Annotated in this window: 10 protein-coding genes; 2 read left to right on the forward strand and 8 right to left on the reverse strand. The window is 56.8% G+C overall.

Going from position 1 to position 13,354, the window contains the following annotated elements; genetic code table 11:
- Positions 1 to 31: 31 nt before the first annotated feature.
- Positions 32 to 1,105, reverse strand: a complete 1,074-nt coding sequence (locus FNJ47_RS09225; RefSeq protein ID WP_163152762.1) for a hypothetical protein — start codon at positions 1,103 to 1,105, stop codon at positions 32 to 34.
- Positions 1,106 to 1,220: 115 nt separating this feature from the next.
- Positions 1,221 to 3,206: a DUF262 domain-containing protein gene (locus tag FNJ47_RS09230; RefSeq protein WP_163152763.1), complete on the reverse strand. Its 1,986-nt coding sequence runs from the start codon at positions 3,204 to 3,206 to the stop codon at positions 1,221 to 1,223.
- A gap of 168 nt (positions 3,207 to 3,374) precedes the next feature.
- Between FNJ47_RS09230 and FNJ47_RS09235 the strand changes: the two genes are divergently transcribed.
- Positions 3,375 to 4,049, forward strand: coding sequence for a recombinase family protein (locus FNJ47_RS09235; protein WP_163152764.1), 675 nt, complete (start codon positions 3,375 to 3,377; stop codon positions 4,047 to 4,049).
- A gap of 602 nt (positions 4,050 to 4,651) precedes the next feature.
- Here the strand turns inward: FNJ47_RS09235 and FNJ47_RS09240 are convergent.
- Positions 4,652 to 5,233: a hypothetical protein gene (locus FNJ47_RS09240; protein WP_163152765.1), complete on the reverse strand. Its 582-nt coding sequence runs from the start codon at positions 5,231 to 5,233 to the stop codon at positions 4,652 to 4,654.
- A 154-nt stretch (positions 5,234 to 5,387) separates the two neighbouring features.
- On the opposite strand from FNJ47_RS09240, the gene FNJ47_RS09245 reads away from it, so the two are divergent.
- A complete protein-coding gene (locus FNJ47_RS09245) occupies positions 5,388 to 6,299 on the forward strand; it encodes a hypothetical protein (protein ID WP_163152766.1) in 912 nt (303 codons plus the stop codon).
- 203 nt (positions 6,300 to 6,502) lie between these two features.
- Here the strand turns inward: FNJ47_RS09245 and FNJ47_RS09250 are convergent, their stop codons facing one another.
- The 5 genes from FNJ47_RS09250 to FNJ47_RS09270 form a co-directional block, all read right to left on the reverse strand.
- On the reverse strand, positions 6,503 to 6,859 hold the full coding sequence (locus tag FNJ47_RS09250; RefSeq protein ID WP_163152767.1) for a Rap1a/Tai family immunity protein: 357 nt from the start codon (positions 6,857 to 6,859) through the stop codon (positions 6,503 to 6,505).
- A gap of 87 nt (positions 6,860 to 6,946) precedes the next feature.
- Positions 6,947 to 7,768 (reverse strand): hypothetical protein, encoded by an 822-nt coding sequence (locus tag FNJ47_RS09255; protein WP_163152768.1) that lies wholly within the window; start codon positions 7,766 to 7,768, stop codon positions 6,947 to 6,949.
- A gap of 130 nt (positions 7,769 to 7,898) precedes the next feature.
- Positions 7,899 to 9,758 carry a restriction endonuclease gene (locus tag FNJ47_RS09260; RefSeq protein ID WP_163152769.1) on the reverse strand — a complete coding sequence of 620 codons (1,860 nt, stop codon included), beginning with the start codon at positions 9,756 to 9,758 and terminating at the stop codon, positions 7,899 to 7,901.
- A gap of 546 nt (positions 9,759 to 10,304) precedes the next feature.
- A complete protein-coding gene (locus FNJ47_RS09265) occupies positions 10,305 to 11,654 on the reverse strand; it encodes a hypothetical protein (RefSeq protein WP_163152770.1) in 1,350 nt (449 codons plus the stop codon).
- 52 nt (positions 11,655 to 11,706) lie between these two features.
- Positions 11,707 to 13,329 carry a site-specific integrase gene (locus FNJ47_RS09270; protein ID WP_163152771.1) on the reverse strand — a complete coding sequence of 541 codons (1,623 nt, stop codon included), beginning with the start codon at positions 13,327 to 13,329 and terminating at the stop codon, positions 11,707 to 11,709.
- Positions 13,330 to 13,354 lie beyond the last annotated feature (25 nt).

The raw sequence follows: 13,354 nt of genomic DNA on the forward strand, positions 1-13,354 counted from the left end.
GCGAAAGTGCGGCCGCGTAGTTTTGCGCAGCTCATAGTGGGGGACGTTCAACCTTGCCCCTGTTAGCCCGGGACAGAAGGTCCAAGAAAATTCGAAATAGGTGATCGCCCAATTTTTCGGCCGGAATGATAGTCTTGTTCGCTTCCCTCCACACCAGCGACCGCGTCTCAGATACATCTACCCTCAGCTTGTGACGCTTGAGTTCGCGTGGGTGATGCATAATCCATCCGCGCTCTCCCGGCAGGAGCACTGAACCAGAAAACTCCGATGCTCGCAGGTAACATTCATCACGTTCATAGTCCGAGACGCGATTGAAAATAGGCTGCTGGAACCCGATGCCCAAGCTCACGAAGCCGGATCGGAGGACGCAAGTCTTGTCTTGCGCTCCTGCACTAATTTCAAAGCCATGCTCGGCGTTCGCTATTTCTGCTAGCCGCACTACTTCTTCGAGTGCCGACCTTATCGATGCGTGCACGGTGCCTTCAATCCAGCGGCGATCCGACATCATGTTTTCTCGGTCAGCTAAGAAGGCCCTTTCTTGCTGAACGCGCCTCATCTCGCTTGCTGCGTCGGCGGGCACCAACTTGCCGCCGTGCTCCTGCACGCGCGCTTTGATAACCCCGATCAGTCCCGCCATTCCATATGCCTCCATCCCGAACCGCACGTGGGTGTTAGGCACCCAGGATGGTGTGGCGCTCGTCTGATCGAGGTTCACGAACACTAGGCCGGACCAACCCTGCTTCAGGCAGCGCTCTCCGATTGCGGTCTCTTCTACGCCCGTCCACGGTGTCTTTCCCCATGGATCACGAAAAAGCACGACGACCACACGGCTGTCGAAGAACGGCTCTCGCATGCTTTGGAGGCCGTTGGTGCCTACAAGGTCTTCTTGGTTGTGGGGGAAGTAGAAGACGTTGAGCACTTCGCTTAAGTGGTCGTACAGATGTTTGGCGGTTGCCTCGTCCTTCGCGAGAAATGATATCGCGACGTCGTACTTAGGCTCTGTCCCAATGGTCGCTAATGCTGGTCCGATAACTGGCATGAGAAATTCCCTCAATGAACAATTCAGGACAGGTGGAAAATGGCGGCGCATTTCAAGATAGAACATTGCGTCTCCGCCGAATTCGTGCATCTATTTCTCAAGTATTGCATACGATGGCAGGCGCTCATGGCGCCGACGACAGACCGGTTCAACGCTTGAATGCGCCTATGCGCAGAGCCGGCTAACTGCCCCTCAGCGCCCATATGCCTGCCCCCTTTCCACTCGGCATTACGAACAAGTCTTCTTGGTCTTTGAACGAATCGGTTTCCCGACAGCTCTCTTCCAAGGTCCGCCGTACAATCGCTTCGAGCGACTGAGGCAACGAACGTCCTGCCGTCGCGCGGACCAAACGAACCTGCTCATAGATATTCTGAAGAGATGCTCGACCGCCTAAATTACGCAGAGCCGTACACACGTCACCCCGCCAAGTTGTGTCAAACATCGTGGCCACGATGACTTCCGCCTCTGTATTGGGACCTTTTCGATCTTGAAGACGCCAGTGTTGCTCGAAGATCGATAGGAGTTCCTCCTGCCTCGCGGCAACTATCGTTGGGGTCCAACTGCTGTGTTGAAGAACTTGAGTGGTCAAGGGAAACGGCGAAACGCCGTTCCGGGTGAAATAAGCATCTTTTTTCTTCGAGAACTCGTAGTTGGATGCCGCACTATTTTTCTTACGGGTCAGCAATGCGAGATTACCCAAAGTATGCACGGTTAGCCTTGTTTGGGGCGTTGGAAACCAAACGAGCCAATCGCTACCCTCGGCTGGATTTTGTGGAAGAACGTGTTCAACGGAGACTGTCTCGTATTGATAGCTGGCACCTCCCCCAGAGACCAATGCGTCCAGCCTCAACAGCACGACCGTACGAGCGCGCGCCGATAACGATTCGTAAATTGGACCATTGAGGACGCCATAGGTCTCGAATTGCTCGGCGGGCGTTACTTGCAGGGCCGAGCTTGGAAGGAACAGGTTGGCGTCGCTCTCAACCTCTTGGGTGACGCGCGAGAAGCGCTCGATCCGCTCGTTCACGCCTGCTTTCGTTATCAGTAAGCAATAAGCGAGCCTCTCCAGATCGCGAAAAAATGTGTCCATAAGCTCCGGCTGATTGCGCCGACGGATCGCAAACGCGAGGGCGGGCGGGAGCCAGTCAGTGAACTCCAACCTCGTGAGCCATTTCAAATTTTCGTTGACGTGCTCAGCGTGAACCGGGCTTGCATAGGTTGCGCCTGTTAGTTGTTCGTACATTTCAGCAGCTGGGAGCAACAAGTCATCGATGAATTGTTGAGGATTCATCTTGCTAAGAACATGATCTCGGAACTCAACCAGCAACGTCCCTTGTGGCTTCGCCTTTCGATAGATCATTCTGATGTGACTGAAGAGTTCGTTGAAAGACTCCCGGCCAAGGTCTTCCTCCGTATCCTCCCATTTCTTTGTGTATGCGTCGCGCTGGTTATTGGCGAATGCGCCAACGACCTCGGCCTTGAGAATATCGGTCGCGGACAGATCCAAGCCCCGCGTATTTAACACGGAGAAAATGCGATAGGCCGAGTTCAAATCAGGAGTCGCCACCACGACAAGGTAACAGCGAGTGACAATGAATTGAGCGAGTTGAAGGCGCTCCGATTCTGGAAGTGCCTTTAGCTTCTCGTCAAACAATCTGGCGTTGCTTCGGATATTTCTCTGGCTGTCATTCGAGCCATCGGACAACTCAAGCAACTGAGAAAAACCATCTTCACGCTGCAGATACTTCTGAAAAAACTCCCTATCGCGCTCCCTTAGAGTAAGCCTGAATCGATCTTGGGTGCCGAGGATCTGGCTCCCCTTCTCGTATATCAGTTGCGTAATATCGGAAGCGTTGGCCTTCGAAACATTTGCCCTGATCGCTGCAAGCAGGATCGTGAGAGTCGTTAGACGCTGCTGCCCGTCAACTACATCGCCATTGGGTGACCCTTCATCCTTGATGAGAACGATACTTCCCAGAAAGTAGGGGGGCATCTCTTCAACAGCCAGTGGACGGGCGCGCATAAAGCCTAACAAGTCACCGATCAGCTCTCCAGCTTCCTCAGTCGTCCACGAATAGGGCCTCTGATACGGGGGAATTTGAAACACATATTCGTTGCAGAATATCCGCGAAATTGGCTGTTCGTGCGCCGCAAGCGTTTTGGACATTTCTCTCCCTATGCCTTGACAAACCCGTTAGTCGTTGAGGTGAGGCTGCCCCATTTCACCACCTATGCGATAGCTATGCAAAATGGAATCGCAGGGATTCCAAATAGCAGCTTGTATAATATCTAAATGGACAATAAGATTTTACACAGATGACCTCTGGAGCCCAGTGTGACGACCAACCGCCCCTTGATCACCTACATTCGCGTATCGACTTCCCAGCAGGGACGCTCCGGTCTCGGCATCGAGGCCCAGCAGCACACGCTCCGACAATTCGCCCAAGCTGAGGGGTTCACCATCGAGCGTGAGTTCGTGGAGGTGGAGACTGGCAAAGGCTCCGATGCATTGGACCGCCGTCCGCAGCTCAAGGCGGCATTGGCTGCCGCGAGGAAGCTAAGATGTGCCGTGGCGGTCGCGAAGCTGGACCGTCTCAGCCGCGACGTTCACTTCGTGAGCGGCCTTATGGCCCACAAGGTGCCTTTCCTGGTCGCCGAGTTGGGGCCGGACGTCGACCCCTTCGTGCTGCATCTGTTTGCAGCTCTCGCCGAGAAGGAGCGCGCGCTGATCTCGACGCGGACGCGGCAGGCGCTCGCCGCAGCCAAGGCTCGCGGGGTGCTCCTCGGTAACCCTAGGCTTCAAGCGGCCCGCAGGAGCGCGGTGGAGGCCGTGACCGTGGAAGCGGATAGGTTCGCAGCGAACGTGCTGCCCATCATCAGGGCGGCGCAGAAGGCGGGTGCAACGTCGCTGAGGGACATTGCCGCGGCATTGAACGCCCGTGGCGTAGCGACAGCACGTGGTGGCCAATGGCACGCGAAGTCAGTCGCTAACGTCCTTGGGCGGGCATAGGAGTAGCGGCCATGCACGTAGTCGATGGGGCGCTACTGACGTGTGTCGCAAGCCTCTTGGCGGTGCTCGGGCGACCGGGCTTCGCGACGGCAGGTTTCGGCGTCAGCATCTGGCTCGTCCTGCACGGCTAGGACCTAGCAAGCACGGACGCGAACGGGTCCCATCTGCGCCCATGGGATCCTTTTGGACTTCGTGCGCGAAGCGGTTTCGAGTTCCTCGGCTTTAAGCGCCCGCCGCCGCCGAGGTTACGGCTGCGCTGCGCGTGCGGTAGCGACGCCGCATGCGCCCACGGCAATCAAGCTGATGCTTGCGCGACCTTCAGGCCGAGTGCTCAGCAGCGCAATGGATTTGGGACGCGCAATGACACCCCAGCGTTCTTCACCCTCCTCGCGGTCGTTGCGGTCTCATTCGAGGCCCATATGGCCGCTGCAGTATTCGGCGCGGTCGCGTTCTGCTCGTGGGGCACGGCGGGTAGGTTCGTACATTGATTTCAACGGGTCCCCTATCGTTCACCGGACCCTATTTTAAGCAGCACTACCACCCCGACCTCAAACTGCTCGGCTTAAAGGGGTAGCCGCCGCCGAAGTGATAGCAGCAGAGTGTTACTTCGGAGTTTGGGCCCCCCAGAGAGCCCACCATCTGGGTTTCTCCTTCTCACTCATTTTGCGCTTCCATTCCATTTGCTTCCTCTGCGACTCATCCTCGTCGTCGCTCGTCCAAGTGACCCAATCCAACGCCAATGCATTTTCGCAGAATGTCCTCAGCTCATTAGGAGTGAAGTCTCCCTTCAATCGATTTGCCTTGTGCGAGATGACCCAGACATTTCCCTTCACATAGCCGCGGCGAGGGTCCTTGCGGTCGAGCGTGGGAGAGTCGTCGGTGTGTTGGCCAGAGCCGACTTTTAGAGGAACGCCGCGAAGCGGGCAGACCTCCGGAATTTCGAAATCCGACCAACCGATGCTGAACTCTAGTGAAGACTTTCTTGCCCGTTGTCTTGCACCGTAGACAAGGCGGGTCTTTACTTCCCAAGAGCTATAGTTGCGTTCGCTGACCCAGAAATCAGAGCCATTCAACTTGGCGACCTTTTCCTCGACGTCCGAGCCGCTTTCCTGCCACGACTTAGCAATCTCGTAGTGCAGTTTGTGCAACAGCCGCCATCCCCGAGTCGTCTGGATGTAAAACATGGCCCGCGAGTCCCCCTGTCGCTGAGTGTTCCGCTTAGTGTAGCACACACGCACTTCATCGGCCGCCGCCAAGGTTATGCAGTAATTAGCGCTCCTGTCCTTGCTCGCGTGATGGTACCCTTTGTGGAAGCGGGAGAAGAACAGTGAGGGGGAGATGACCGAAGCCGTTTGCTTTAATTGCGGAGACCTGAAATGGGGTGCATTTTCCCCCTGCGGGAAGTGTGGAGCACTCCCTACGTCAGATGATGCTCTGATGCTGTCGCTTGCGTTCACCGATCACTATTTTGATCGCGCGGGGTTGCAGCAGATAGGGCGAGACATTGCCGCGGGAAGGTTGCCTCAGCTTGATGAGGCCACCAAGGAAAAGCTGCGACCCGCTATCCTGGAGGCTAAACGCATCATCGGGATTGGCCGCTACGCGAAGCGCCCGGATGCTGCTCCAAAGTCACGACTATCTCTCTTCAGCAGGCTGTTCGGTAAGAAGCCTCTCGCAAGGCCCTTCTATGCCAATGCCAGTCGTGACGAGCGGCAAGAGTGGTTTGCGCGCACACCACCGTGGAACGAGATTACACCGAAAGTCATCGCCGCCATTCTTGAAGGCATCTCCGACAAGGTGCTGCTTGAGGCATTCGTCCTACGGTCCACGAAGACAGGGCTGGTGGCTCGATACAAGGCGTTCAACCACGACGATTTCGATACTTCGAAGGTGATCCGCGCAGGGATTTCTCAAATCCTCTGCGAGACGGGCAATCGAGCAATCGAGACGCTGCGGGAAGCTCTTGCAGCCAACCGGATCGAGGCTGCTAAAGACGCGTGTATCGTTGCGGCGGATACTTTCGAACCGGCCATCGCATTGGCCCAAGATCAGCTCATGGCTTACGTCGGAATGGCAACCTTGTGCGGTTTATGCAACAAGCGCGCCGAGTGCCACGATTATGCTGAGCGCGGCCTACGTCAGTTGGCGCTTGCTCGTCGTGAGGAAGCGCTCCTGGTCACGAACGGCGTAATTCCAGCAGGTGCTTTCGATCAAATTGAACGCCAACTCCGTAGCTTTCTCACCCTCTGACCTTGGGCTACCTCCCCTACGGTCAGCGCCTTGCATTGTAAATAGGGGAGCCTCTCCGAGGGCGCCGGGGCCCATTTTGGCGCGACAGCCAGCCCCACTTCGAACTATTCGACCTAAAGGTGGCTGCCGCCGCCGAACCTATAGCAGCACTGTGCTGCAATATGGTCGTGTCAGTTATGCTCCGCTTGGGACTAAGCGCGTGTTCAGTCGCGGCAAGGCCACTTGGCCTTGAACGCAAGCATAAGAGCCTCAGCGGCAGGAAGGTCGCGAGCTTCGCGGTGACCAGCCATATAATCGAAAAAGACGACGCTCATTTCCTTTATCGTGATGGAGGGAGGACAGTAGGTTCTGGTGCCCTTTAGAAATGCATACCGAGCATCGTCCCATGCGTTGAGGTAGGTATTGCAAAACTGCAAGCGTTTCTCGCTATCCTTTTCCCGCTTAGCCGCGGGAAGGTTTTCCATGCACGCAAAAGCGAGCACCTCGCCAGTCACGTCGCTCGCCCACACAGGGAAGCCAGTGGCGACGATAGTTATAAAAGCCAGAATCAACCTTCTCATGAGCCCCTCGAAACCGCCGTCTCCGGTCAGAATATCGCTCCAACGTTATTGCCGGCAAGGATTGTGGGCCCGTCGCCTCGACGGTCTCTATTTTTGCTTTGGTAGGGTCTTACAGGCTTCAGCGAGGAGACCTTGGAATTTTTCCGCCAGATTATTTTTCCAACTGTCCAGTAAGTGGAAGGAGGCCTGCTTGCTTCCTTTCTTCGGCTTCTCGCTGTTAAATACTCTGAAGGTGATCCGACCAACGGTGCGCGGGTCCGCCAAGACAAGGCGGCCTTCGTGCCAGAGTTTGTATGCAATCACGTTCTCTCCAACTTCTTTCTCAAAGTTTAGATTGCGGAGCCTTTCCTCAGCAGCCCTGAGCGCGTCAGCCGGACGTGGCTTGTTCCACCACTGACGTTCGTCAAACAGCTGCGGCTGCAACGCCGGATCGGTCAGCAAAGTTTGCTCTGTCCTTCTCCGCTCCTCTACTTCCCTTCGAGCCGCTTCTTCTTCCGCTTCAAACTCATCGCTAAGCGCATCGCGAGCCATATCAAACGCCGCTTTGGTTACCACGCACTGGGACGCATTACCGTCACCCATCAAGTGCTTTTCCATTCCCCCCGGAATTTTGAAGCCGGATTGATAGGGTCCACGGGTTCCTCCTTTGCAGAGCGGACACCAACCGCGCTCCTCGAAATGGGAGGCCTGCGGGTCGACCTCGGCCTTTGATATAATGAAGTCGACTGTCTTGCGTTTCCATTCCGCGTATTCTCGGTAAGACTTGCAGGAACCGTAGTCTGAAAGAGCGTTCGAGATGTCATCCGGCATAAGCTCAACAATGGCACGCCTCAGCGAATATAGCTCTTCTTGCAGCTTCCGGACTTGCTGGTCAGGAGTTGCATAGGGACTGTAACGATTAGCTGGCATCTTGAGCTTCTTTCGGCGGTTGGATGAAGTTGGAGGCTGTCATCGGCGTCAGAAGCGCGCTGAAGTCGCCGTTCGGCAATTCAACTTCATACGCGACGATGACTCTGGACTGGAGATGGCACTCTCACGATCAAGGCAGAGCTTCGATCCTGAAGTTATAGCCGTGCTTGCTCAGTAGCGCCAAAAGGTTGCGTCCGTCGATCAAGGTCAGCGGCTTGTTCGCGGCCCATTCGTAAGCGTCTCGTCCAAAATGACTGGTTGTCACGAGGATGCCTCTGTTCGCCCCTTCGTTTAGCACGGTGCCGTAAAGCTCCCGTACAGCAGCTACGTCAACAGTGTTGGAATAGCGCTTCGCCTGCACCACGAATTTTCCACCGTGCAGAGGATCTGAATTGAAGATCACCGCGTCTACCCCCCGATCCCGGCTGGCTCTCGTAATCTTGACCTCCGCGTTCTTGTCGGCGTACTCCTTGGCCAACAGCTCACGAATGAGGTGTTCGAAGTCCTGCCAGTCCATGGCTGCAAGGTTCTGCCCTTGGGCCATTCCGTCGAGCACGTCTCTTCCGGCAACAAATCTCTCGTCATCCTTGTCGAGGCGAATGGCGGGCTCGATGGGCACAACTTCGGCAACACTGTATACGTAGGCGCCCTTAAGAGCTCGGAAGGCTTCCAATGCATCGGCGCGCTGCAGGTTAAACTCGGTGATGTCCCGCTTATCAACCGCAAGAGCCGCAACAAAGGCGTCCTTCAGCTTGCCGGAGACTGGATCGTAGAACCGCGACCAGCAGTTAACGGCTATCCTATCGACGTCGTCCTGAAGGTCATTCCGAGCAACATGGTGAGCTATCTGCAGCGCAACAGCCGGCACATAGCGCCGAAGGACAGCCTCAGCGTCTCGCTTGGCCGGAGGCCGCTTGCCGTCTGATCGCACGACTGAGACATCAGGTAGCGACGGCACGCATTGGTTCACCTGGAGCACTCGTTCCTGCGGATCGTACAGGACTTCCCACGGGTAGTCCTCGGGGACTGGCAAAGTGATGTTGCACAGCGCAAGCTCGAAATGGCCGCGCACGCCGTCGTTCGTACTCTTTCGATAACGCTCGTTGACCGCTCGGATCGGCTGAGTGGCCCTCTGGCAGTCCCTTTCGTAGGCTACTTTCATTTGCTCGAACTCGCCCAGTAGCGCCGCTTGGGCGCCTGTCCACTTCAAGCTCAGATCGGCGAGGTAAATCTCCATGAGGTCCCGAGCCTCAATTGCCGCCGCGTACTTCTCATGGAATGTAGTGTCGAGCTCCCATGCTTGCGCGTTAAGCGCTGCCACACGTTGAAGTTCAGCTTCAAACGCTTTTGCCTGCAATTCGTCCTCGCCATCTACGTCCCTTCCGTCAGAAGCGACGAGCCGTACTGCTGGCGGATGTGGAGCGGTGACGCTTGGGAAGTTCGGCTTCGGCGTGGGCGCTTCGGCTGGCGTGTAGCCGAACGTCGGGGGCGCGCACGGGAAGTCACAGGCCCCTGCCGCCCGTCCATAGAGGCTCGACATGTCCGCTCCGCCGCCCATGAGGACATCGGCCGGTGTAAGCGAGACCTTGCGAGGATCGGTATTCGACAGTGAGGCAGGATGCGGACGAGCAAGCTCAAACATCTGCGATGGGAAACGATACGCGCGAAAGCGGGTATCCAGCCCGGACGGGAGAACAGGTCGGTAGGCGGTTGCGGTAGCTACGTAGTCGTCCAGAAGAGAGAAGGCGTGGCGAAATGTGTGGGGGTTGGGAATGCCCACCAGTCTGACGGGGTTCTCGGCACGGTACGCTTGGCTCCGTTCGTACTCCTGATGAGCCAGACGTTCGGCCCTCTTGTTCGCCGTAGCTTGACGTTGGTCAGCCACTGCCTTGGACGCGGCATCAACGCCCTTGAGCAATCCTTGAATGACAAGGAAGGCCCCGTAGCCGATCACGAGCAACACCGCACCGGCAAGGATTAGAAAATTCATTCCTGAGCCCCCCTCGCATGGCCACCATAATTTCGGAACGGAAAAGCTCAAGATTTGGCCAAGGGAGTGACGTGGTTTCCAGACGTCTTCAGATGGCCTCTGTGGGCCACCGAGGATCGTCCTAGAGCAAGGGTAGTCGACGTGCCTCGGAGTGAATGCGTGCCCCACAGGTCTTGCTATGGGATCTACGCCGTCTCAGGCGGAGGGGAACGCACAGGTCCAGACAGGAGCCTCGGAGCCATTCGTAATCGGTCGGTAACAAGTCGGATGGGGCGATGAGGGCCCGGACTTCCCACCCGCTCATTTACATTTCGGTACTATGGTGCGGCCTATCGAAGGAGGAATTACCCCTCCGCACTGTCATAAACAATAGTGGTCCCAGTGTACCTATCTCTCCCTTGTCTTCGCTTGGCCTTCTCTCCCCCCCTCCCCTCTCTCCGTCCGCCCCACTCCAATGTGGGTGGTCATCAACTCTACCCGCCTTGTGTCCTCCCTTGGTCCCTTCTGTCTCCCTCTGTGTCCCTTGGTATCCCCTCTGTGACTTTTTTAGACTTGATCATTGATCGGTTCGTTTACCTTCAATCTGGGGAGCACGTTCTGTCGCTCCTGAAATCGGCTCCTCAGAAGTTCGCTTGCCACCTCTACCTTGGAAACGGGAACGATGAGGCTGTCATGGACAGAGAGGCTCGGGGTTGAGTGTTCGTGCATCAACCCCAGCATGGTCGAAAACATCACGGCACTCTCAAGGTACATCAGGTCAGCCCAGCTGTAGGTGCGACCGTTGCATGGCTCCCCCCAGCTCTTCAGTACGGGATACTTGACAAAGACGGCCTTGGTAATGTCAGCAGCGCGGTGTTCGGCCAAAGTGGGATCATCATCAAGCATGTCCTTGGGCCATCTCTTGATGGGCTTGTTGTTGCCGAAGGTCCCAACGAACCACTGCTTCACGGCTCCTCGGTGCTCCACTCCAAGTCCGGGGAGCAAGTACGGGTCTTCGGTAAGGTCCAGTTGGAGACCATGGAGCGACAGAAAGATGGTGAGATAGCTTCCGCTAATGTCGACTTCCGCCACCGGCTCGCCGTCGATGGTCATCTTCCGCCGATCCTCGGAGGACATCACTTGGTAGCTGTCGGCGAAGTGTTGGCTGTACAGCCTGCCTCCCTTGTCCCAATCGAAGTCTGGGTCATCGCCATTGTGGAAGATACGGACGTAGCCATGGTGTTGCCCTCCTCGCAGCGTGTGCTTGGCGAAGAACTCGTTCAATTCAGAGATGACGTGCTCCATTCCCCGGATCGATGGTGTCCTTTCGAACTCCATGGGTGCGCCGGGGACGTCGGTTCTCCGGTAGAAATTCTTGAGCTTACGCTTCCGAAGTTCGACAGGATGCTTGGGAAGGTCGTACTCAAACTCGAAATGATCGAGCACCGCCTTGGGAGGCACTCCTTGCTCGGTGCAGAACTTCAACAGTTCTTGTGTGGCACGGAAACGGGCAGCGTATTGGCCCACATCTGAGCGTTCGCCTGACACCTTGTGTCCAGGTACGTGCTGCAAGAAGCCCAGTCCCTCAAGACCGTCGCGCAACTGAAAGAAGGCGTGCCGGCCGACAGGAGCACCCGTGAAGGACGCTTTGCTCAAGGACTTGTACACCCAGCCGCTATGCTGCTCGGCGTCGAATGGACGCAAGAGGTCAGCCAAGAACGCTCCCGTGGCGTACTCCAGCTTCGCCGATGCCGCGGCGCCTCTACGCTTCCTCTGCCGCAGTCCAATTTGGATTGTTTTTTCCTCCACCATTGACGCGAGCTTCGCGACGAGGGCTTGGGCTCGTTCCGAGGTCGCATGCGCTCTCAAGGCGGCGTAACTGGCGGCTTGTAGTTCTTCTTGTGTGTTGGCGAGCATTATTCTCTGTTCGCATTGGGGGCTTTTGGACACCGAGCAAGGTGTTTGACAGTCAATCGACCTTGTATCGCGGGAACTTCTTCATCGCGGTTGCCATGTCTTCGGCGGTCGGTTGTCCGTACTTCCTTCCCTCACTAGCCGGAGCGTGGCCCGTGATAGCGTCGTGCAATTTCTCGGTTATCTCTACGCGCTCAGCGATTTGCTTGAACGTGTGCCGCCACGCGTGAGTTGGACTCAATTCTGGGTCGCGCACTCCTTGCTCTCGCACCCATTCCGCCAAGTCTCCGCGCGCATTGCCAGCTCGGCTCCGACGGGGGTTCATTGGATCGCTGCTCGCACGGTGCGGTGTCTTATCATCGTAAAATAGCGCGCCCTTCCCAACCGAGCGGACCATTTCGAGGAACCCTTGGGCGATCAGATGCTCGTGGAGTGGCACAACACGCGCCTTTCTCGTCTTGATCGTGCCCGCATCTGGCATGAGCTTCATGAAGTAGAAGCTGCCGCGCTTCTCTATGTCCTCGGCACGAAGCTGAGTGACCTCACCTGCACGAGCCCCTGAGTACGCACACAACCATGGTACCCAGCGTCTTGCTCGCTCCCAAGGCGTCTTGGGGTCCTTGATAGCGCTGGAAGCCATGAGAATTGTGCGGGCTTCCTGTTCTGTGAACGCCTTCGTCTCGCGGCTTCTCGCTCTTCTGGGAACGTCAACCTTGATGTCCGCGAACGGGTTCTTTCTAACGTGCTTATGCTCCGCGCCCCAACCAAACACCCGACGCGACGAAGAAAGCCAGACTTCACGCACAGTAGTCGCCGAACGCTCCGCGGTGACCAAGCCTCTCACCCATGTACGCGCGGTCTCCTCCGTGATCCCATCGGCACCGATGTCTGCAAAATGGCGTTGCATCCAAAGGAACACGGCGCGCCACCGCTGGACCGTGTTGTCTGCAGGCTTGATGGCCTTCACGAATGCTTCGAACAAATCCCAGCAGCTAATGCCGGTAGTTCGCCTCGGCCCATCCGTGAACGGCGGGAAGCCTTCCGGAGTATCGTCCGGGGAGTAGTCGCCATTGGCGCGCCGCTCCAGCAGCGTTATGGCTGGCAAGAGATTGTCGCTCACGGCATCAACGAACAGCACATAGGCAGCGGCGTTTAGCGCCTTACCCTCGCTGGCAAGAAACGTCGCGACACGCGCCAATTCAGCGACCTGCGGCCTCACCGCTTCGCGAACCTCAGGTTCCTTCTGCCACTCCCAGTGAGGATCAGCCTTCGGGTTCTCGTGATAACTTTCGGGGGCTTCAGGGTAGATCACATTCCAAACGAGATGATCGCTCATCTCCCGCCAACGCTTCGGCGGCCCCGGATCGCCTTCGTACTGCCCGACGAACCATGTGTACCACCGGCCTGCCAGAGCTATCGCGTTGAGTTTGGTGAGCGGCTGGCCTTCGCCGTTTCGTTCGGCTCGCAATGTAGCGATTTGAGTTTCAACCTCAGAAACCCATTCCGCTAGGCGGACCTTGGCCTCGTGCTTGGGCGTGTCCGCAGGCAGCTTTAGATGAACCTCGCGCTTCACCTTGTATAGCCGCGCGTACTCCTCTCGGACATCCTGCGGGATGACCTTCCGAGCAATCCATCTGTTATCAGCAAGTCGATTTAGCGCGACCATCCGCAACGCCATTTGTGCGCCCTTTTGTATTTTGCAA

Origin of the sequence: Bradyrhizobium uaiense (assembly GCF_010811875.1) — a bacterium.
Classification (GTDB): domain Bacteria; phylum Pseudomonadota; class Alphaproteobacteria; order Rhizobiales; family Xanthobacteraceae; genus Bradyrhizobium; species Bradyrhizobium uaiense.